The following is a 21,583-nucleotide window of genomic DNA, read 5'->3' as shown; positions in this document are numbered from 1 at the left end:
CCGGGGTGCCCGTATCTGTTACTCGATCCTGTGAAGGACTTGTAATTATTCGGCGAAGGAATCTGAAAGCCTGACGCCTGACGGGGCGTTCCCTGCGCTTGAAGTCGCCAACCGGGTTGGCCGCGTCACCCGTTCACGTGCTTTTATCTGCGCACCGCAGCGGTTCTCAGAACGGCGGTCGATTTCGACCGGGCCGTCGCGGTAGTGGTCGGACCGTTTTGTCGCGGCCCGTCCATGTCATCGATAAACAGCCGGACAAATGAAGGAAGGGTGCGCACATCATGCGTAACAACATCGAGACCCGTGAGATCGCCGACGCCGAGCTGGACGCCGTTTCCGGCGGTGTGGCCATCTCCGGCGGCCTCCTCGGCGCCGTGACCGGCGACGTCACCAACGTGCTCGGCACCGTCACCTCCCTGCAGACGGTCCAGGGCGCCCTTGCCGTGCCCGGCCAGGTCGAGGGCATCGCCGGCGTGCGCGTCGGTGTCGCCGGTCTCTGAGTGCGATAGCTGGCGCCACGAACCCCGGAATTCCGTCATTCCGGGGTTCAGGCCTGTCCGCCGCCCGGGCGGCGGGCTCGGCCGTTGTAATTCAGCACCCGTGTCACGAATGCAGCCGAAGGAATAGTCCGTGCAGTTCCGCCAAAAGGCGCTTTCCAAGCTGCAATCGCCCGAAGAGCTCGATCTGCCCGTACGCTTCGCGCGCCCGCAGGGCCGACTCGTCCTGGCCGTCACGGTCGTCGTCATGGCCGCGGCGAGCTTCTGGGCATTCACCGGATCCGTGTCCTCCAAGCAGAGCGCACCCGGCGTCCTCACCCATGCCGAGGGCAGTTACCTGCTGCAGAGCCCCTACGCGGGACAGGTCACCGCGGTCTTCGCGGAAGAGGGCCGAACGCTGCCCCCGGGCGCCCCTCTGCTCAAGGTCAGTACGGACCGGGGAGACCGCACCGTGCGCGCGGTGGCCGGGGGACGGGTGACGACCCTCGTCGCCAAGACGGGTGCGGTCCTCACGACCGGCGCGGACGTCGCGACCGTGGAACGCGTGAAGGATCCGGACGACCCACTGGTGGCCATGCTGTACGTCTCCGACGGGAGCGCCGGGACGATTCCCGTGGGCGCCCCGGTCGATCTGACCGTCCCCTCCGCCCCCCAGCGGCAGTTCGGTGTGCTGCGCGGCCACGTCAAGGCGGTCGGCCGCGCGCCCCAGACCCAGGCGCAGATCGGCGGCTTCCTCGGCGACAGCCGGCTCGCCGCCGAACTCTCCCGGCAGGGAAAGCCCGTCGCGGTCCTCGTGGAATTGGAGCGCTCCTCCACCACCAGGTCCGGCTACCGCTGGTCCTCCACGGACGGACCCCCGTACGCCGTCGACTCCGCGACACCGGTCACCGGCGCCGTCCACCTCTCCGCACGCCGCCCCGTCGACTGGCTGCTCCCGTGACCGTCTCCCACGGCGCGCGACGCCGCCGCCTCGAACCGGCTCGCGGGAACACCAGGCGCCGCAGGCCCACGCCCGTCCCCCGGGGCAGAACCGCCAAGGCCGTACGCACCCCCACCGTGCTCCAGATGGAGGCGGTGGAGTGCGGCGCCGCCGCGCTGGCCATGGTGCTCGGCCACTACGGCCGTTTCGTCCCCCTCGAAGAGCTGCGCATCGCCTGCGGCGTCTCCCGCGACGGCTCCCGTGCCGGCAACCTCCTCAAGGCCGCCCGCGGTTACGGGCTGAAGGCCAAGGGCATGCAGATGGACCTGGCCGCGCTCGCCGAGGTGAGCCCCCCGGCCATCCTCTTCTGGGAGTTCAACCACTACGTCGTCCACGACGGCATGGGCCGCCACCTCGGGCGCCGGGGCGTGTACGTCAACGACCCGGGCAAGGGCCGCCGGTTCGTCCCCATGGACGAGTTCGACACCAGCTTCACCGGCGTCGTGCTCACCTTCGAGCCCGACGAGGGCTTCCGCCGCGCCGGCCGCAAGCCCGGCGTGATGGGCGCCATGCCCGCCCGGCTGCGCGGCACGTCGGGCACCATGCTCGCCGCCGTGCTCGCCAGCCTCCTGCTGGTGGTCGTCGGCGCGGCGGTGCCCGCACTGAGCCGTACCTACATCGACATGTTCCTGATCGGTGAGCAGACGTCCCTGCTGGGCGTGCTCTTCGCGTCGATGGCGGCCACCCTGGTGCTCACCGCGACGCTCACCGCCCTGCAGCAGGCCAATCTGCTGCGCGGGCGCATCATCTCCTCCACCCTCGGCAGCGCCCGCTTCCTGCGGCATCTGCTCAGGCTTCCGGTCACCTTCTTCTCCCAACGCAACCCGGCCGACCTGGTCCAACGCCTGCAGTCCAACGACGCGGTCGCCGAGACCCTCGCCCGGGACCTGGCCGCCGCGGGCGTGGACGCCGTGGTCGTGGTGCTCTACGCGCTGCTGCTGTGGACGTACGACCCGCAGCTCACCGTCGTCGGCATCGGCATCGCGCTGCTCAACGTCGCGGCCATGCGGATCGTGATCCGGCTGAGGGCCACCGGCACCCAGAAACTGCGCGCCGAGAGCGCCCGGCTCACCAACACCTCCTACAGCGGCCTGACGCTCATCGAGACGATGAAGGCCACCGGCGGCGAGGACGGCTTCTTCCGCCGCTGGGCCGGACAACACGCGATCACCCTCGACGTACAGCAGCGCCTCGGCGTGCCCAGCGCATGGCTGGCCGTCGTCGCACCCACCCTGGCCGCCCTCAACAGCGCGCTGATCCTGATGATCGGCGGCCTGCGGGCGGTGGAGGGGCACCTCTCGGTCGGACTGCTCGTCGCCTTCCAGGCCCTGGTGACCAGCTTCACCGCGCCCATCACCCGCCTCAACGGCGTGGCCGGACGGATCCAGGACTTCGCGGCCGACGTCGCCCGCCTCAAGGACGTCGAGAACTTCCCCGTCGACCCGCTCTACTCACGGCGCGAGCCCGCCGCCGCCACCCGGCGCCTGAAGGGCCATGTGGAGCTGGACCACATCACCTTCGGCTACAGCCCCCTGGACGCCCCGCTGCTGAAGGACTTCTCGCTCACGGTCGGCCCCGGGCAGCAGGTCGCCCTCGTCGGCGGCTCCGGCAGCGGCAAGTCCACCGTCTCCCGGCTGATATCCGGCCTCTACGCCCCCTGGGAGGGCGCCATCCGCATCGACGGGATGCGCCTTGCGGACATCCCGCGCGGCGCGCTGGCCGCCTCCGTCTCCTTCGTCGACCAGGACGTCTTCCTCTTCGAGGGCACCGTCCGCGACAACATCGCGCTGTGGGACCCCTCCATCACCGACGAGGCCGTCGTCGCCGCCCTCGAGGACGCCGCCGTCCACGACGTGGTGGCCCGGCGCCCCGGCGGCATCCACAGCCGCGTCGAGCAGGACGGCCGCAACTTCTCCGGAGGCCAGCGCCAACGCCTGGAGATCGCCCGCGCCTTGGTGCGCCGACCCAGCGTCATGGTCCTCGACGAAGTGACCAGCGCCCTGGACGCGGCGACCGAACGGATCGTCATCGACAACCTGCGCCGCCGCGGCTGCGCCTGCGTCGTCATCGCCCACCGGCTGAGCACGGTGCGCGACAGCGACGAGATCGTCGTCCTCGACCGCGGCACGGTCGTGGAACGCGGACGGCACGAGCACCTGGCGGCCGCGCAGGGCGCGTACGCCGAACTGATCAAGGAGACGTGAGGTGACGACCCCGCACCACGCCACGGTCCCTCATCCCGCCGGCACCCCCGACCCGGTCGTGGCGGCCCTCGGCGGACTCGGCTCGGCGGTGGACTGCACCGGCGTCCGCAGCCTGTCCCTGGAGGGCCCGCTCGTGCTGTGGCTCGTCGTGGACGGCGCGCTGGACCTGTTCGCGGTCGACGCCGCGCAGGCCGGGCACTGGCACTTCCTGGGCCGGCTGGAGGCGGGCACCCTGCTGCTGGGCCCGGCCGAGGGCCCCGAACACACCCTGGTCGGCCGGCCCCTGCAAGGCTGCCTGCTCCGCCGCATCGAGCTGCGCGAGCTGTACCGGCCTGAGTACGCCGACCAGTGGTACGGATACGCCGACGCGCCGCCGAGCCCCCTGGAGGACGCCTTCGCACGCGGCATCGGCCGCGGCCTGCGGGTGCTCTACCAGGCACCGCTGGACGGCCGCGCCACCACCGGACACGGCGGGGCCGACGACGACATCCTGTGGATGCGGATCACCCCGGGCAGCGTGCAGTACGGCGCCGCGTACGCGGCGGAGGCGATCGGTACCCTCCTGGTCGACCCGGCGATGTGGCAGGGCATGGTCGACCAGCAGTACCGGCTGCTGTACGCCCTGGACGACTGGATCGAGCAGCTCGAGCGCGCCCACGAGGACCGCACGGCCGCCGGCATCGAGGCGGGCGAGGCCGCCCGCACCCAGGCGGACCAGGCGCTGCTGGCCTCGATCGACCGCTCCGGCAGGACGACCCGCCGCGGCGGGAGCGACGACGCGACCTTCGCCGTGTGCCGCCTGGTCGCCGACGACGCGGGCATCACCCTGTCCGAACCGGCCGGGACGTCCCTCCCGGCCCAGCGGCTGGACCCCGTCGAACGCATCGCCCTCGCCTCACGTATCCGCACCCGCGCCGTCAAGCTCGACGGGCGCTGGTGGCGGGAGGACAGCGGCCCCCTGGTGGGGCAGCGGGCCGACACCGGGGATCCGGTCGCGCTCCTGTGGCGCCGAGGCGCGTACGAGGCGGTGGACCCCGCCCTCGGCGAGCCGACGAGGATCGGCAAGGCCAACGCGGAGGACTTCGCCCCCCGCGCCGTCATGCTCTACCGCCCGTTGCCCGACGGGAAACCGACCATGCTGAGGCTGCTGCGCTTCAGCGTGCGCGGCACCCGCGGTGAGCTGCGCGGCCTCGTTCTGGGCGGGCTGGTCGCCGTCGGCCTGGGCGCGCTCGTCCCCGTCGCCACCGGCAGGGTGCTCGGCGAGTACGTGCCCAACGCCGAGAACGACCTCATCGTGGCGACCACCCTGGCGCTCATCGCGACCAGCGTCGTCTCCGCCGCGTTCATGCTGCTGCAGAACATGTCCATCCTCCGCATGGAGGGCCGTATCGAGGCCACCCTGCAGCCGGCCGTATGGGACCGGCTGCTGCGGCTGCCGACGAAGTTCTTCGCCGAACGCTCCACGGGCGAACTGGCCGGCGCGGCCATGGGCATCAGCGCCATCCGCCGCGTGCTGTCCGGCATCGGCTCCGTGTCCGTACAAGCGGGCACCGTCGGCACGATGAACCTCGTGCTGCTGCTCGTCTACAGCGTGCCGCTGGCGATGGCAGCGGTCGCCATGCTGCTCGTCATCGCCGCGGTCTTCCTCGGCCTCGGACTGTGGCAGCTGCGCTACCAACGACAGCTGATCAGACTCGGCAACAAGCTCAACAACCAGGCGTTCCAGACCCTGCGCGGACTGCCCAAGCTGCGCGTCGCCGCGGCCGAGAGCTTCGCCTACGCCGCCTGGGCCCGGGAGTTCGCCCGCACCCGCGAACTGCAACAGCGCATCGGCCGGATCAAGAACGTCATCACGGTGCTCAACGCGGTCTATCTGCCGCTGTGCACGCTCGTGATGTTCATGCTGCTGGCCGGCCCGGCCCGGGGCACCATGACCGCCGGCGAGTTCCTCACCTTCAGCACCGCCGTGACGATGATGCTCTCCTCCGTCACCCAGCTCACCGGCGCGCTCCTCTCGGCCGCCGCCGTACAGCCGATGTTCGAGCAGATCAAACCACTCCTCGCGGAAACCCCGGAAGTACGCGCCTCCAGCACCCCACCGGGCGAACTGAGCGGCGCCGTCGAGACCAAGAACGTCTCCTACCGGTACACCGACGACGGCCCGCTGGTCCTCGACGACGTGTCGTTCCAGGTGCGGCCGGGAGAGTTCGTCGCGATCGTCGGCGCCAGCGGCTGCGGCAAGTCGACCCTGCTGCGCCTGCTCATCGGCTTCGACAAGCCCCTCTCCGGCAGCGTGCTCTACGACGGCCAGGACCTGGCGGCCCTCGACCGGTCGGCCGTCCGCCGCCAGTGCGGCGTCGTCCTGCAGAACGCCCAGCCCTTCTCCGGCTCGATCCTCGACTGCATCTGCGGCGCCGAGACGTACCCGCTCGACGAGGCGTGGGAGGCGGCCGCGATGGCGGGCCTGGCCGAGGACATCAAGGCCATGCCCATGGGCATGCACACCATGCTCTCCGACGGCGGCGGCACCGTCTCGGGCGGCCAGCGCCAACGCCTGATGATCGCCCAGGCCCTCATCCGCAAGCCGCGCGTCCTCTTCTTCGACGAGGCCACCAGCGCGCTGGACAACGAAGCCCAGCGCGTCGTCATCGAATCCACCCGCACCCTGCGCGCCACCCGCGTCGTGATAGCCCACCGGCTGTCCACGGTCATGGGCGCGGACCGGGTGATCGCGATGTCGGAAGGCCGAGTCGTCCAACAGGGCCCGCCGGCGGAACTGCTCGCCGATACGGGCGGCCTGTTCCACGAACTGGTGCGGCGCCAGCTGAGCTGACCCCGCCCGGCAGGCAGGCCCGGGGGCGAAGGGGCTGGGTACGATGCGCCGGCACCGCCGTACGAACCGAAGGCCACCGCCATGCCCGCCCCGCACCCGTTTGACCCACCCCGCACCCCGGACGGCGCGTCCCCGCGACGCTGGTGGCGGACGAACCGAGCGCGGGTCGGTTTCGTCGCCGCCGTGCCGGTGCTCGGCCTGGTGGAGCCCCGGCTGGGCGGCGCCGTGCTGATCGTCGCGCTGGTCGTGCTGTGGTGGGGCAACCCCTGGCCGAAGGCCGGGAGGATCGCGGCGACGGTCGCCGCCATGGGCCTGCTGGGCGCGGTCCTGCCCGACCCGCCCAAGGAACCCGCGCGCAACACCGTGGCGGACGCGAAGGCAGCCGACCCGAGACGGTCCCCCGGCGTGAGACCCGACGCGACGGCCACCCCGGCCGCGATGAGACCACCGGCCGCCGACTACCGCAGTCAGAACCTGGACGTGGCGTACGGAAAGGCCAGGAAGGCCGGGTTCCTCGTCACGTCCCACGACGCGTCCGAGAAGGACAAGTTCGTCCGGGGCCGCTCGCTGTGGACGATCTGCTTCCAGGAGACGGGCCGGACTGGCACACGGCCGACGCTCGACTTCGGCGTCGTACCCAAGGGCGCCCCGTGCCCGAAGAAGGACGGCGAGCCCATCCCGTGGCCCACGATGCCCGAGTTGGTGTGGAAGACATGGCGGACGGCTCGCGCGGAGGTCGTCGCCCTGGGCGTGCCCGCCGACCACATCGAGGCGCGGAAGGCGTACCGCAACGACACGCTGCCCGACGAGGGGGAGTACGACGACTGGCGGGTGTGCGCGCACGACCCGGCCAAGGACGAGAAGGTCACGAGCGGCACGAGGGTGACCCTCTACGTGTCGTCCCGCGACAACGGCTGCCCGGAACCGCACCGGGGCACCGGCACCACCGCGGACCTCCCGGACCGGGACGACGACAACGACCCCGACTACCGCGACCCCTTCCCCGACGACCGCGACCGCAACACCACGTTCCCGAACGGGGTTCCGCACTTGGGCGATTCGGGTGCCTCGAGCGGTTCGTCGGGAGGTTCGGGAGGCTCCCACGGCGGCGGCCGGAGCATCTGCCGCCACACCCGCTGGTGCTGAGGGGGGTGGACGGGGTGCCGGTTCGCGCTGAAGAGGGGGGATAAGGCACCTCAGGTGAAGCGTGCCGCCAGCTGACGTCGTGCGGTGGCCCAGACCCTCTCGAACTGCTCGGCTGCCAACGGTTCCGGCACATGGCCCTCCCACTCGGACACGGGCGACTCGGCGGTGATCCCGTACCGCGCATCGGAGTCCGTGTCCCGAGCAGCGGCGACCGGCCGCAGTCCGGCCCCGTGGAGTTCGGCTTGCCGGCTGACCCAGCCGTCGTCGCCGACCTCGAAGTAGAACCAGATGTCCTCCTCGTCCCAGTAGCTGCGGAACCACGATGTCATGCGGTCATGATGACGCGCAGCGCTCCGCTCGCGCCGCTGGCCTGCGGAAAACGGCTGGGGATCCCCCGTGAGCTGCGGCGATCCGTCTTTCCGCACCTTTCGCCGTGCTGCCTGTTCATACGGTCGATCCTCCCCGGGCGCACCTCGACGGCGCTACGACGGCCCCCGATCGCCCGGAGTGCCGATGGGAGCCCGCCGTGCCAGGCTGAAACGGGGTACTCCGCCGGTTTCGGGAGGCCGGAACCGGCTCCGCAACCCATGGAGGCCGACATGGCCAGTGACGCCACCGGACCCCGCGCAAGCCACGAGCACCCGAGCCCCTGGCATGCGTCCACGTCCGGTACCACCAACCTGGCGGCAGCCCTGATGATCTTCGGGGGTGTGATGGCGATCTTCGAAGGGATCTCGGCCGTCGCCAAGGACAACCTGTTCGTCGTGACGCGCCACTACGTGTTCGAGTTCAGCCTGGCGGGCTGGGGCTGGGTGCACCTCATCCTTGGCGTCGTGCTCCTCGTCGCCGGCGGCGCCGTGATCCGCGGAGCCCTGTGGGCGCGCTTCTTGGGGGTCACCGTCGCCGGGCTGGGAGCGGTCGCCAACTTCCTGTGGCTGCCGTACTACCCCTTGTGGGCCCTGGTGCTGATCGCCGTCAACATTCTCGTCATCTGGGCGCTGTGTGCGGGCATGCAACGAGAGGCGGATGCGGGCCGGACCACCTAGGCAAGGATTTCGCCCCGCAGCCTCGGCGGTCGTGCCGTGATCGTGGCCGAGGCCGAGGGAGACGTGTGCCGCGAGGCGGGAACGGCCCCCCGGCGACGACGTACAGGTGCCGCTCTCGGAGGCCCCGGCCTGCCCCAGGGGCTCCGACGACCACTGGAACCGCGGCGGCGGCAGTGGCTCGATATATGCCCCAAATCCTCACACCGGCTATATCCGGCCAAGGCAATGCAACAAGTTCCAGCCAAGAGTTCTAGTGGGTACAGCCCTTCCCCCCTTCCTGATCCTCATCGAGGATCGTGTGGCATCCGGAAGCGCCCCGTCCGCTCATCGTCTCCGCACTCCAATGAGGACTCATGTTGGCTCCATGCGACTCCCATGCCGCTCCCTTGAGGCGAGGATCCGGTGAAGGTCCCGCCCGCTGTGCGCATCGAGGGCGGGGTGCCCGGCGGAAACCGTGTCCAACGGTGGACGGGGGAGTGCTGATCCCTTGAGGTTCCGGTTCGGTCGTCCAAGCAGCACATCCGTGCGCCCGTCTCCGGAGGCCCCGGCGCATGTCCGGGCCGCCGCCCACGCCGGACAGCCTGAGGCCGCCGAAGCGCCTTTGTCGGACCACGAGATAGGCCTCATAAGGACTTCGCTGTCGGTGGTCGAGCCCCTCGCGGGGGAGGTAACGGTCTATTTCTACGCCATCCTCTTCGCCCGGTATCCCGAGGTCCGTCCGATGTTCCCGCAAGGGATGGACGCCCAGCGCGATCGCCTCCTGCGCGCGCTGTTGCGCATCGTGGACCTCGTCGACGACCCGGAAAACCTCGTCCGCTTCTGCGGACACCTCGGCCGCGATCACCGTAAGTTCGGCACCGTCGCCGCGCACTTCCCGGCGGTGGGCGAGTGCCTCCTCGCTTCCCTGGCCCGGTTCGCGGGCCCCGCGTGGACCCCGGAGATCGCCGCCGCCTGGACGAAGGCGTACGGCACCGTCGCCCAGGTCATGATCAGCGCGGCCGAGGAGGACGAGGTGGTACGGCCCGCCGTATGGCCCGCCACCGTGGTGCACCGCGTCCCGCGCGGCAACGGCATCGCCGAGATCACCGTACGTCCCCATATGTCCTACGAGTACGCCGCAGGTCAGTACGTGAGCGTCGAGACTCCTTGGTGGCCGAAGCGGTGGCGCTACTACTCCGTCGCCAACGCACCCCGCCAGGACGGCACGCTCACCTTTCACGTGCGCGCGGTACCCGGCGGCTCCGTCAGCCACGCACTCGTGCACCGAGCAGCGGTGGGCGACGTCATCCAGTTGGGGCCCCCGATGGGCGACATGGTCCTGGACGCGGCCGACCACAGCGAACTGCTCCTCGTGGCCGGCGGCACCGGCCTCGCCCCGGTCCGCGCTCTCATCGAAGAAGTCGCCCGCCGAGGGGGATGTGATCAAGTGGATCTGTTCCTCGGCGCCCGAACGGGAGCCGAACTGTACGGGGTCGACGACATGCTCCGGATGGCTCAACGGCACCACTGGCTGTCCATCAAGGGCGCGGTCTCCCACGAGGACCTCCCCGGAATCCGTGGATCCCTGCCGGAAGTACTCGCCGCGTACGGGCCGTGGCACCAGCACGACGTCTTTCTCAGCGGCCCGGCTCAGATGATCGTCTCCGCCAGGGAAACCCTCACCCTCACGGGCACCCCGCCGAACCGCATCCATCACGACCCGTTCGAGACTCCCGTCCTGTTCACCCCCTGAGCCGCGCCCCTACCCGTTCTGCCAGGAGAACCCCCTCGTGACCTTGCCCCAGCCGCCATTCGGGTCGGCGGGTGAACACCAGCTGCAGCAGCAACTGGGCACCGCCGACCGCGCCGCGCGGTTCTACGACCAACAGGTGCGTCCCCATCTCACGGCTGAGATGCAGGAGTTCATCGGCCGCCAGGCAATGGTCTTCCTGGCCACCGCGGACTCCCATGGAGAATGCGACGCCAGCTTCCGGGCCGGACCGCCGGGGTTCGTCCACGTGATCGACGACCGCACGCTCGCCTACCCCGAGTTCCGCGGGAACGGTGTGCTCGCCAGCGCCGGCAACATGATCGAGAACCCTCATCTCGGCATGCTTTTCGTGGACTTCACCCACCATCACGTGGGACTTCACGTCAACGGCGTGGCCCATCTCTACCGCGACCAGGACCTACGCAGCATCCATCCCGGCCTGCCCACTGACACGGTGCCCGGGCGCAGCCCGGAACTATGGGTCCATCTCACCGTGGAGGAGGCCTACATCCACTGCTCCAAGTACATCCCCCACCTGGTACCGGCCCCCCGCCCCACCGGCCGCGACGCGGCCCGCCCCCAGGACTCGGACTACTTCACCAAGCCCCGTACCGCCCACTGGTAGAGCACCCCGTGAACAGTGGGCAGGGGAAGCGGCTGCCGCGGGCTGCGACCTAAAGCCAGTCCCGCCGCTTGAAGACATGATCGCCATGCCATGCCATCCTCGCTGCGTTGACCTTGCGGAAACTGCCTGGAGGGGGACTCTGACCTGTAGTGATCCGCCTTTCCGGCCTTTTCGCCGTGCTCCCCGTGGCTGCGGACGATCAATGAGACGGCGTCAGGACGTGACCTGGGTGTCGTTGCTCACCGTTGAGGCCAGCATCAGCGGCACGTCGTGTGGCGCGTCGCTTGAACAGTTCAATGCCGCTGAAGTTGGGGGAGGCTGACGATATGCTCGCCTGCACAGGTAGCTCTCTGGAGGTGTAGTGGCCAACGCAGACTTGATGACCGTCACGCTTGAGGGCGCACCTGACAGCGACCTGGTGGAGCTCGACGAACTCACTGTCCAGTTGCGGGAGGAACTGCTCGAACTCGATGTTGACCGTGTAGAGCCGGTGCGCATCGAGGAGACCCCAGTAGGGTCCAAGCCCGGCGACGCGATCGCCCTTGGGGTGCTCGCCGTAACGCTATCGCCCATCGCCTTGCGAGGGGTATTCCGGTTGCTCGAAACGTGGATGACCAACCGTCCCGTTCGCAAGGTACGGGTTGTGTTCGGCGACGACAGTATCGAACTTGAACAGGCATCCGCGGAAGACCAGCGGCGACTTGTCGACGCCTTCATCGGGACTCACGAGCCCGTTTCACCCGTGGAGCGGGAAGGCGAAACGGGTACCTCCGGTGCCTGATGCGGCCTGCTCTGTCCAGGAGAGACACATGGCTGGCGGCTGTGTCTGGTAGCCGCAACGCGCTGCTTATCGCCACAGGCGAATATGAGAACCCCGAGCTGAACCGGCTCCGTTCACCGGCCCGGGATGCCGAAGGGCTTGCGGAAGTGCTTCATGATCCACACATCGGTGCATTCGGCGTCACTCATGTGATCGATCGGCCCCAGCACGAAGTCAATCGCTGCTTGGAGACCTTCTTCCTGGACCGAAGCCGGAACGATGTGCTGCTCCTTCACCTGTCTTGCCACGGCATCAAGGACGACAACGGGCTGCTCTACTTCGCCGCGAAAGACACCGACCGGAGGCTCCTCGCTTCCACGGCGGTATCCGCGGCATTCGTGCATGATCAGATGCGCCGCTGCCGGGCAAAGTCGATTGTCGTGCTCCTCGACTGCTGCTACAGCGGAGCCTTTCTGCCCGGTGTCAAGGGCGACACGGCCGTGCACGTGACGGAAGAACTGGCAGGCCACGGCCGGGCCATTCTCACGGCGACCAACCGCACCGAGTATGCGTGGGAAGGTGATCACCTCACGGAGATGGTGCCCGAATCCTCGCGCTTCACCGGAGCCATCATTGACGGCCTTCGGACCGGCGAGGCGGACCGGGATCAGGATGGAATCGTCAGCGTCCATGATCTTTACGAGTACGTCTACGAACGCATCCTTGCTGCCGGCGTGAAGCAGAGACCGCAGATGTGGACTGCGCTCGAGTATCGGGTAACCATCGCCCGAGCCGCCAACGGCAGATCGCAGCGGGCAGGCGAGCCCACACCCCCTGCCGCTGCGCTGGAGCCTGTGCCCCTCGCTGGTAATCGCGGCAGTACCGACCGGAAGACGAGGACCGCGCAGCCGACGGCCGGTGATGAACAGATAGTCAAAGTCTCACCGCCCCTTCACGTACGGCAACCTGCTGCGGGGCTGGGAACAGGCGTAATGGGGATCGCTGTAGCCGCCGATACGGCCTCCGACTGCACCGCACTGCCCCGCGCGTCCTCCTCGCTGGTCATCACCGGCCCCGTCGAGGCCCCGCTCGGCGAGGCCCGCGACCTGCGGTCGCACACCGAGCAGACAGATCCCTCTGATGCCATCACGTATTCACTGCCTTCGCTGGGCCTCCTCGCGCGAGGAGGCCCAGCGAAGGCACGCAGCGCGGCCAACAACGCAGCGATTGCGGCGCTCACAAAAGTCTTCGCCGACTTCAAGGTCGACGCCGCAGTCACCGGCTTCAGGCTCGGGCCGACGATCACGCGGTACGAGGTCGAACTCGGCCGCTCCGTTCAGGCAGAGCAGATCACTGCGTTGACGAAGAACATCGCGTACGCGGTCGCCAGCCCCGACGTACGGATCACCTTCCCGATACCCGGCAGTATGGTGGTCGGTATCGAAGTCCCGAATACTGAGCGGGAATTGGTCCCCCTCGGGGACGTGCTCCGTCTGGCCGCGGCCGCCGGGGAGGGCAACCCCATGGTGGTCGCGCTGGGCAAAGATGTTGAAGGCGGCTATGCGATGGCCAACCTCGCGAAGTTGCCGCACCTGCTCGTTGCCGGTGCGATGGGGTCGGGTATGACGTCATTGATCGACTGCTTGATCACATCGATCATGATGCGTGCGACACCTGAGGACGTCCGTATGGTGCTTGTCGACCCCCGGCGCGTGGAGTTGATGGCGTACAAAGACATCCCGCACCTGATCACGCCGATCATCACCGATACGAACAGGGCAGTCGAGGCACTCCAGTGGATCGTCCGCGAGATGGATCTTCGCTACGAAGACCTGGCGGCCTATGGCTACCGGCACATCGACGCCTTCAACCGGGCCGTGCGCGATGGGACTGTGACTACGCCTGTGGGCAATCAGCGGCAGATGGAGCCGCACCCGTACCTACTGGTGGTAGTCAACGAGCTCGCCGACCTGATGATGGCCGCACCGAGGGACATCGAGGATGTGATCGTGCCCATCGCACGGCTTGCGCACACGGTGGGTATCCATTTGGTGCTCGCCACGCAGCGGCCGTCGGCCGATGTCGTCACCGGCCTGATCAAGGCGAGCGTTCCCTCGCGACTTGCCTTCGTCACCCCCTCGCTCGCCGACTCGCGGGTCATCCTCGACCAGCCTGGTGCGGAGAAGCTGATCGGCAAGGGGGATGGGCTTTTCCTACCGAAAGGGGCGGACAAGCCGATCCGTCTGCAGGGCGCCTTCGTGACCCAAGGGGAAATTGCCGCTGTAGTTGCTCATTGCACCGCACAGGTCATCCTCGCACGGAGAGCGGCCAGTGCGGCCTCCAGCTGTCCGGAGGGAATCAGCGGCGAGACAGAGCCTTTAGACGGAGCGGTAGGACGAGACGGCGGATCGCAAGGTCGTCCTGCGCATCGGCCCGGGCCAATCACCTTCAAGGGTTACACCTCAACTGTGACGGTCTATGCAGATCGGGTCGATATCAAGCGCAGTTTCATGGGGAAGGTCGGCGGCGCCCGAGACTGCGTGATCCCCTTCGCTGATGTTGTCAGGGTTGACTCCAAAGAGCCCACTCTCCTCACGAACGGGTATGTACAGGTCGCCACCGCGCAGGACCGGGGACCGCTCCGGATCGCGAGCGGTGAGGCGCAGAAGGCCAGGGCGAACAACTCTCGTACCGTTCTTTTTACGCGGAGCCAGCGCGATACATTCGCTGCTTACCTGGCGGAGGTAACCGCCGGAGTCCAAGCGCAGAGTGGCAATTGCTTCGGGTGAGACGCAAGGAAGCTGGTGCCTGAGGGATGCCTTGGCGCCTCCCTGACGCTGCTGACGCTGGCCCATCTCCGCCACTCCCGGGGCGGAGACAGCTTGGGACACCCCACCGGGGGGAGTGTCCCAAGCTTCAGCTTGCTCGGCCCTGGCCGGATACGGGAGCAATACTCACGCGACAATTCGCCCGCCTGGGGCTGGAGGTGAAGGTGTGTACTCGTGGAGGATGGGGTTGCCGTGCGGAGGGTTGCGTAGGCGTGCCCTTGAGGGGCAGAGGCTGGGCATATGAAGGCCGGTGGGTGTGGTCGACGCGGGTGGGGATCACTCGCTTGTGACGCGCGATGCCGGTGCTGTTCGGGGATCTAGCAAGGGCGGTCCATGTTCCGGAGGTGCCCGTTCCCCGGAGGCGTTGGTGTGGGGTCCGGTCCCGCTACGGTCCCCACAGTCAGTGGCTGGGGACGCCCTCCGACGCGGCGAACTGACGGTCCCGGCCCGGTCTGAGGACGTCGGACATGGGGACGGTCCGCGGAGCCCTCACGGAGGAGGTGAGGTGCCAGCGGAAGTCCTCGATGCCGAAGGCCGCCGGGCTTCAATACGAGAAACAGCTGCGGCCTCAAGCGCGGTGAGCTCCTTCTGCTTGGCGCGCACTCGCCGAAGGGAACGTGTCGCCTCCGTCGTTGCCGTTCCTACGGGAAGGAGGGTGATGAAACTGAGTCCAGCTGCAAGTGCCAATAGGCAAAACTCTGCCGTTCTCGGATCCGTCCCGCTGACCTTTCCCGGTCCACCTGCCTCAGACAACCAATTCAGAGCATTGATCGTACATAGAGCCATAGCCATGCCTAGACAAACCCACACCACGTAGAGAGAGATCGCGGGCAGTGCACGCCAACTCTGCTTGTCAACGGCTGCCAAGTCATTGCGAACCCGAGCCAGGCCTGCTGCATCGTCAACGGCAGCCATGGCTATTTGAGCCTCTGCAAGACGTCGGTCCCGTTCATCGCGTATGGCCCATACGCGCTTCAACACCTGATGAACCTCCACGGTTCCGATCGCCCAGATCACGGGCGCTACGGCCGCGACCGTCGTTGCGTAAGACTCGGACATCTCCATCTCGCCATTCTGGAGCACCCGTTGACGTTCCGCTCTGTGATCACCAAGTCGGCCGTTGTCGCCCCTGGCGTGACGGGGCCGCCAAGCCGATTGGGTGCCACGCACTCGGTGCGCCGATCAGCGGCTGTCCTGCACGGCTACATCGCCACGCTCGAAGGCGAGTGTGCACCGCGGTATGCCCGTAAGATCCTCGCCTCCGTCTCGAACATCTTCGAGACGGCCATCGGCGACAAGCGCCTAGTGCGCCACCCGATGGCGCCAAGTCCGCGCGATGGCCCAAGGTGCCGGAGGGCCAGCGGGAGGCGTGGCCGCTGAAGATCGCGCAGCGTGTGCGGGACGAGATCAATACGCGCTACCGCATCGCGGTCGTGGTAGCACTTGGTTGCGGGCTGCGGCAGGGGGAGGTCTTTGGCCTCTCTCCGGAGGACGTCGACAGCCGGAGCGCGAGAAGCACACCTACACCTTGATCATCCTCGAAGCGGGCGAGTCCGTCGTCACCCTGGCCCGATGACTGGGCCACTCCAGCCGGACCATCACCCTCGACCACTACGCCCACTTCATGCCGGGGGCCGGCGTAAGGGGCGTCCGCGGTCGATGCACTGCTCGGCCCGATCCCCGAGTACGTCCCAGAGAACCTGGCCGCGGCCTGAGCGACGGGTGGCACAGCACATGCTGTGCCACCCGTTCGTGCCGTGCGGCTCCGTGGTCGCACGAGTCAGTCGGCGAGGCTCTTGCGGCGTACCCGCAATGAGTACCTCGTTCCTCCTGGGCCGCTGCTGCTGCCCCAGCCGCCGCTCGTCGCTACGGTCCACCCGCGCTGTTCCTGCATGTGGGCGGCGAACGCGCGCAAGTCTTGGATCGAGCAGCCGCAGTTCAGCGTGATGCTGACGCCGATGTACGGGCTCCGGGGGCTGTCCTTGGCGTAGGGGTTCGGCTCCCACCGCACGTCGTGGATGTGCTCCTTGAGGCCGGTTCGCTCCTCGTCGTGCTTGATGCCGTGCGCCTTCGCGTACTCGTCCAGGTCGTCGATCACGAACAAGTGGCTCGACCACTCTCCGGGCCAGACCGCGAAGAGACGGGATTTGCCGGCCACGGCCCGCTCGTAGGCGGCGGGGTCGTTCCCGTGCGTCACCGTGCCGTCCTTGTGGACCTCGATGTAGCACGTCGTACGGGCGGTGTAGGGGAAGTCCTTCCCTGTTGCCGCGGCACTCCTCGGTTCCAACCGGCCCTCCTGGTGTGAGTCTCCTCGCGGCTGCCCAGTCAACACTCTTAGTGATGCCCTGCGGAGGGAAAAGGGCGGAACTGGGGGAGCGAGGCGCGTGGAACGGCTGGTGGCGCGGATCATGCTTCGCTCCCCAACGGTGCGCATTCTCCCACGGGGGTTGGGAGTCGCCCTCGGGTGTCATTCGCGTACGCGAAGTCAATCAAGATGCTCAGCCTTCGTCGCTACAGCCAGTCCCGCCGCTTGAAGACGAAGTACAGGCTCACGCAGACGATCGCCATCAGCGCGATCGCGAACGGATACCCGAACACCCACGTCAGCTCCGGCATGTGCGTGAAGTTCATGCCGTAGATCGTCCCCACCAGCGTCGGTGCGAACAGGATCGCCGCCCACGACGAGATCTTCTTGATCTCCTCGTTCTGCTCGAAGCCCGCCTCCGCCAGCGCCCGCATTTCGGCGTTCTGCTGCTGGGTGACGAGGGTGGCGTTCACCGCGAGGATGTCCGCCAGGGCCGAGCGGAAGCCGTCGACGCGCTCGCTGGTGTGGGTGACGTGGTCGGCGACGTCGCGGAGGTAGCGCTGGAGTTCGTCGTCGGTGCCGTACTTGGCGAAGCCGGCCATCAGGCCGTGGAGCATGCCGACCAGGGGGCGGGTCGCGCGCTGGAACTCCACCATTTCGCGTGCGAGTTCGTAGATGCGGCGGGACACCGCGGGGTCGCCGCCGAAGACCTCGGTCTCGATCTCGTCGATATCGTTCTGCACGCCGGCCACGACCGGGGCGTAGCCGTCGACGACCGCGTCGAGGATCGCGTAGAGCACCGCCTCCGGGCCCAGGGCCAGCAGCTCCGGGGTGGCTTCCATGCGGCGGCGGACCGCCGACAGGTCCGGGGCCGCGCCGTGCCGGACGGTGATCACGAAGTCGGGGCCGACGAAGATGTGCAGCTCGCCGAAGTCGACCTCTTCCGGGGCGTCGAGATAGCGGGCGGCGCGCAGGACGACGAAGAGGGTGTCGCCGTAACGTTCCAGCTTGGGGCGCTGGTGGGCTTCGAGGGCGTCCTCCACCGCGAGCTGGTGCAGATCGAATTCCTCGGCCAGCGAGACCAGCTCGCTCTCCGTCGGCCGGTGCAGCCCGATCCAGGCCATGGCGTCGGGCTGCTCGCGCAGCCGGCGGTAGGTGTCGGCCAGGGACGTCGGGGTGCTGACGCGGTGGCCGTCGCGGTAGACGGCGGCGTGGACGACGCTGCCCTCGCCGGCCGTCGGGCCCGGGGCGTCCGGCGACGGGCGGTTCGCCGGGGGCGTGCCCCCCGGGCGGGCGGTCGTCGGCCGCAGCCAGGAGTGTTTCTTCGGGGTGGGTCGCTGGCGGCGCGGAGGGTTCTCGGGCATGGGGGCTCCCTCTTGCTCAGCACTGGACCGCGAACAGGATATACGGATCAAAATAAACGTCTGGGGCAGGTGTGACCCTTGAGCCGATCCCTGACACCTACAGGCATGCGGACCGTATCTGTCCGCAGTCGCGTCTAGCGTGAACGCATGACGAACGCCGCACCGCCCGTGCTCTCCACCCGCGCCCTCAACCGTGCCTTCCTGGAGCGCCAGCTGCTGCTGCGCCGTGCCCCGATGCCCGTGCTCGACGCCGTGGAGCGCCTCGTCGGCCTCCAGGCCCAGTCTCCGATGGACCCCTATTACACGCTCGCGGCCCGCGTCGAGGGCTTCCGGCCCGAAGCGCTCTCCGACCTGCTCGCCTCCCGCGAGGCCGTCCGGATCTCGCTGATGCGCTCCACGATCCACCTGGTCAGCGCCCGGGACTGCCGCGCGCTGCGGCCGGTGGTCCAGCCCATGCAGGACCGTGCCCTCCAGGGTTCCTTCGCCAAGCGGCTCGTCGGTGTGGACCTGGACCGGCTGGCCGGCCGCGCCCGCGAGCTCGTCGCCGACCGGCCGTACACCTTCCACGACCTCGGCCGGGCGCTGGCCGAGGAGTGGCCCGAGCACGAGCCGCAGGCCCTGGCCATGGCGGCGCGGACGGTGCTGCCGCTCGTCCAGGTCACCCCCCGTGCCCTGTGGGGGCGCAGCGGGCAGGCCGCGCACACGACCGTGGAGACCTGGCTCGGCCGGGGGCTCGACGCCGAGCCCGACCTCGACGGCCTGCTGGAGCGCTACCTCGCGGCGTTCGGGCCCGCCTCGGTCAAGGACATGCAGACGTGGAGCGGGCTGACCCGGCTGCGCGAGGTCGTCGAGCGGCTGCGGCCCCGGCTGCGGACGTTCCGCGACGAGCAGGGCGTGGAGCTGTTCGACCTGCCGGACGCCCCGCTGCCCGACGCGGACACCCCCGCGCCCGTGCGCTTCCTGCCGGAGTTCGACAACCTCCTCCTCTCCCACGCGGACCGCTCGCGCGTCATCGACCCCGCCGACATCCGCCGCCTGTGGCGCACCAACCGCGCCTACCGCTCATTCCTGCTGGACGGATTCGTCGGCGGTCTGTGGCGCCTGGACCGGGCACGCCAGGACGCGACGCTGGTCATCGAGCCGTTCGGGCGGCTGTCGAAGGCGGACCGGGCCGCCCTGGAGACCGAGGCCGCGGGCGTCCTCGCGCTGGCGGCACCCGAAGCGCACCACGAGGTGCGCTTCGGGGACGTCGCCTGAGACACGCACCGGCCCGCGACAGGGGCACTCATTCGCCCACGTCGCGGCTGCGCAGGTCCTCCAGCGTCTCGCGGCGTACGAGCAGCCGCGCCCGCCCGCCGGAGACCGCCGCCACGGGCGGCCGGCCGACGAGGTTGTACGCGGACGCCATCGACAGGTGGTACGCACCGGACGCCGGAACGGCCAGGACGTCGCCGGGGCGGATGTCGCCGGGCAGCTGCACCCCCTCGGCGAGGACGTCTCCCGCCTCGCAGTGCCGTCCCACCACGGTCATCGCGCGGGCCGGCGCGGGCGAGGCGCGGCCCACGAGCCGGACCGTGTAGCGCACGCCGTACAGCGCGGGGCGCGGGTTGTCGCTCATACCGCCGTCCACCGCCACGAACGTCGTGTCGCCCGTGGACTTCACGGCGAGCACCCGGTAGAGCGCCACGCCCGCGGGCCCCGCGATCCAGCGGCCCGGCTCCACGGTCAGCCGGGGTACCGGGAGGTCGAACCGGGCGCACTGCAGCGCGAGTTCCCCGCCGACCCGGTTGGCGTACGCGCGCGGGTCCAGAGCCGGGTCGCCGTCGCGGTAGGCGATGGCGAAGCCGCCGCCGAGGTCGAGCTCCGGGAACGTCACCCCGTGCCGGTCCCGGATCCGGGCGAGCAGCGGGACGAGCCGCTGAACCGCCGTGACGTACGGGCCGAGTTCGGCGATCTGTGACCCGAGGTGGCAGTGCAGCCCCGTCAGTTCGAGCCGGGGCTGGCCGAGGATCCGCGCCACCGCGTCCTCGGCCTCGCCGCCCGCGACCGGCAGTCCGAACTTCTGGCCCTCCACCCCGGTCCGGACGGCCGAGTGCGCCCCGGCCGCCACTCCCGGTACGACCCGCACCAGCACTTTCTGCCGGGTGCCCGGCGGGATGAGGGCGGCGAGCCTCGCGATCTCGCCCGTGCTGTCGATGACGAGGCGGCCCACGCCCAGGCGCAGCGCGGCCCGCAGGTCGTCGGGGCTCTTGGCGTTGCCGTGCAGCACGATGCGCTCGGCGGGGAAGCCGGTGTGCGCGGCCAGCTCCAGCTCACCGGCGGAGCAGACGTCCAGGCACAGGCCCTCCTCCCGGATCCAGCGGATCATGGCGCGGGTGAGGAACGCCTTGCCGGCGTAGGCGACGTCGGCGTGCGGGAGCGCGGTGCGCCAGGCGCGGGCCCGGGTGCGCACCTCGTCCTCGTCGATGACGTAGGAGGGGGTGCCGAAGCGGTCGGCGAGTTCGGCGAGGGCGACCCCGCCGACGGCGAGGTCGCCCGACGGCAGGGTCTGCGTCGACGCGGGCCACACGGGCGCGGGCGTCGGCCCCTCGGGGAGCGGCGGCAGGGATATCGGGGCGAGCGGAAGGGACACGGACGGCCTCCTTCGAGGGAAGAGCGAGAACCGGTGGGCCTGCGGGACCGGCGTCGTCGCCGGTCGCGGCCGTCAGCCGGGGAAGGTCGGGAGAAGGGCGCCGGCGTCCGGGGGAGCGGGCCGTACGGCGGGGGCCGTCAGCAGCGGGTCGACGGAGACCAGCTCGACGCCGAGGGGTGCCGCCAGGGCGCGTACGGCCGGCAGCGCGAGACGGATGGACGGGTGATCCGCGCCCAGAATGTCGGACAGCCGTCGCCGGGTGGTGAAGGCGACGGCTGTGCGGGTGCCCAGGGGGGTGCGGAAGACCCGCAGGGCGTAGCCGCTGGGGCAGAGCCGTACGGGCACGTACAGGGGCGCTGCCTGGCTGCTATGGACTGGTTCGGAAGGCTCTCCGTCGTCGGCCTGCGGGCTGTCGACGGCGGCGACGGCGGCGGCTTCGGCGGGGGTTCGGCTCAGGTGCATGACGATCCTCGTGAGGTGTCGGGAAGTGCGTCGCTCACGCTATGCCCGGCCCACGCCTCACCGAGCGTCTCCTTGACATGCTGTTGACCCCAGGGCGCCGTCCCTTGACGGGTTATTGACGCCGGGTGGCCGACAAGGATCCCCCGCGTCCC

16 protein-coding genes are annotated in these 21,583 nt (G+C 69.3%); 11 read left to right on the top strand and 5 right to left on the bottom strand.

Features of this window, described 5'->3' with window-relative positions; translation table 11 throughout:
* Window positions 1–281: 281 nt before the first annotated feature.
* The 5 genes from FHS38_RS22475 to FHS38_RS36150 all read left to right on the top strand — a co-directional run bounded on the left by FHS38_RS22475 (window position 282) and on the right by FHS38_RS36150 (window position 7,659).
* Window positions 282–500, top strand: a complete 219-nt coding sequence (locus tag FHS38_RS22475; protein WP_184736109.1) for a hypothetical protein — start codon at window positions 282–284, stop codon at window positions 498–500.
* 130 nt (window positions 501–630) lie between these two features.
* Window positions 631–1,437 (top strand): HlyD family efflux transporter periplasmic adaptor subunit, encoded by an 807-nt coding sequence (locus tag FHS38_RS22470; RefSeq protein WP_184736108.1) that lies wholly within the window; start codon window positions 631–633, stop codon window positions 1,435–1,437.
* A gap of 125 nt (window positions 1,438–1,562) precedes the next feature.
* Window positions 1,563–3,680, top strand: coding sequence for an NHLP family bacteriocin export ABC transporter peptidase/permease/ATPase subunit (locus FHS38_RS22465; protein ID WP_229822602.1), 2,118 nt, complete (start codon window positions 1,563–1,565; stop codon window positions 3,678–3,680).
* 1 nt (window position 3,681) lies between these two features.
* On the top strand, window positions 3,682–6,513 hold the full coding sequence (locus FHS38_RS22460; RefSeq protein ID WP_184736106.1) for an NHLP bacteriocin export ABC transporter permease/ATPase subunit: 2,832 nt from the start codon (window positions 3,682–3,684) through the stop codon (window positions 6,511–6,513).
* Between the two features lie 183 nt (window positions 6,514–6,696).
* Window positions 6,697–7,659, top strand: coding sequence for a PASTA domain-containing protein (locus FHS38_RS36150; protein WP_184736105.1), 963 nt, complete (start codon window positions 6,697–6,699; stop codon window positions 7,657–7,659).
* Between the two features lie 50 nt (window positions 7,660–7,709).
* On the opposite strand, the gene FHS38_RS22450 is transcribed toward FHS38_RS36150, so the two are convergent.
* Complete coding sequence (locus FHS38_RS22450) at window positions 7,710–7,988, bottom strand: hypothetical protein (protein WP_184736104.1); 279 nt, start codon at window positions 7,986–7,988, stop codon at window positions 7,710–7,712.
* Between the two features lie 270 nt (window positions 7,989–8,258).
* On the opposite strand from FHS38_RS22450, the gene FHS38_RS22440 reads away from it, so the two are divergent.
* The 5 genes from FHS38_RS22440 (at window position 8,259) to FHS38_RS22420 (ending at window position 14,629) form a co-directional block, all read left to right on the top strand.
* Window positions 8,259–8,705, top strand: a complete 447-nt coding sequence (locus FHS38_RS22440; protein ID WP_184736102.1) for a DUF7144 family membrane protein — start codon at window positions 8,259–8,261, stop codon at window positions 8,703–8,705.
* Between the two features lie 643 nt (window positions 8,706–9,348).
* A complete protein-coding gene (locus FHS38_RS22435) occupies window positions 9,349–10,437 on the top strand; it encodes a globin domain-containing protein (protein ID WP_229822582.1) in 1,089 nt (362 codons plus the stop codon).
* 37 nt (window positions 10,438–10,474) lie between these two features.
* The gene (locus FHS38_RS22430; RefSeq protein ID WP_184736100.1) at window positions 10,475–11,080 is read left to right on the top strand and encodes a pyridoxamine 5'-phosphate oxidase family protein; all 606 of its coding nucleotides are present in this window, start codon (window positions 10,475–10,477) and stop codon (window positions 11,078–11,080) included.
* Between the two features lie 361 nt (window positions 11,081–11,441).
* On the top strand, window positions 11,442–11,861 hold the full coding sequence (locus FHS38_RS22425; RefSeq protein WP_184736099.1) for a hypothetical protein: 420 nt from the start codon (window positions 11,442–11,444) through the stop codon (window positions 11,859–11,861).
* 41 nt (window positions 11,862–11,902) lie between these two features.
* Window positions 11,903–14,629 (top strand): caspase, EACC1-associated type, encoded by a 2,727-nt coding sequence (locus FHS38_RS22420; RefSeq protein WP_221495224.1) that lies wholly within the window; start codon window positions 11,903–11,905, stop codon window positions 14,627–14,629.
* A 1,819-nt stretch (window positions 14,630–16,448) separates the two neighbouring features.
* On the opposite strand, the gene FHS38_RS22415 is transcribed toward FHS38_RS22420, so the two are convergent.
* Window positions 16,449–16,955, bottom strand: coding sequence for a hypothetical protein (locus tag FHS38_RS22415; protein ID WP_184736098.1), 507 nt, complete (start codon window positions 16,953–16,955; stop codon window positions 16,449–16,451).
* Window positions 16,956–17,179: 224 nt separating this feature from the next.
* Window positions 17,180–18,337 carry a magnesium and cobalt transport protein CorA gene (locus FHS38_RS22410; protein WP_184736097.1) on the bottom strand — a complete coding sequence of 386 codons (1,158 nt, stop codon included), beginning with the start codon at window positions 18,335–18,337 and terminating at the stop codon, window positions 17,180–17,182.
* 147 nt (window positions 18,338–18,484) lie between these two features.
* Here FHS38_RS22410 and FHS38_RS22405 point away from each other — a divergent pair, with 147 nt between their 5' ends.
* On the top strand, window positions 18,485–19,594 hold the full coding sequence (locus tag FHS38_RS22405; protein ID WP_184736096.1) for a winged helix DNA-binding domain-containing protein: 1,110 nt from the start codon (window positions 18,485–18,487) through the stop codon (window positions 19,592–19,594).
* A gap of 28 nt (window positions 19,595–19,622) precedes the next feature.
* Here the strand turns inward: FHS38_RS22405 and lysA are convergent, their stop codons facing one another.
* Window positions 19,623–20,969, bottom strand: a complete 1,347-nt coding sequence (gene lysA, locus FHS38_RS22400) for a diaminopimelate decarboxylase (RefSeq protein WP_373301826.1) — start codon at window positions 20,967–20,969, stop codon at window positions 19,623–19,625.
* Between the two features lie 72 nt (window positions 20,970–21,041).
* On the bottom strand, window positions 21,042–21,431 hold the full coding sequence (locus tag FHS38_RS22395; RefSeq protein ID WP_229822584.1) for an SAV_915 family protein: 390 nt from the start codon (window positions 21,429–21,431) through the stop codon (window positions 21,042–21,044).
* Window positions 21,432–21,583: the final 152 nt, after the last annotated feature.

The organism is Streptomyces netropsis (assembly GCF_014203545.1).
In the GTDB taxonomy this organism is placed as follows: domain Bacteria; phylum Actinomycetota; class Actinomycetes; order Streptomycetales; family Streptomycetaceae; genus Streptomyces; species Streptomyces netropsis.
This window is presented reverse-complemented; position numbering and strand designations above follow the sequence as displayed.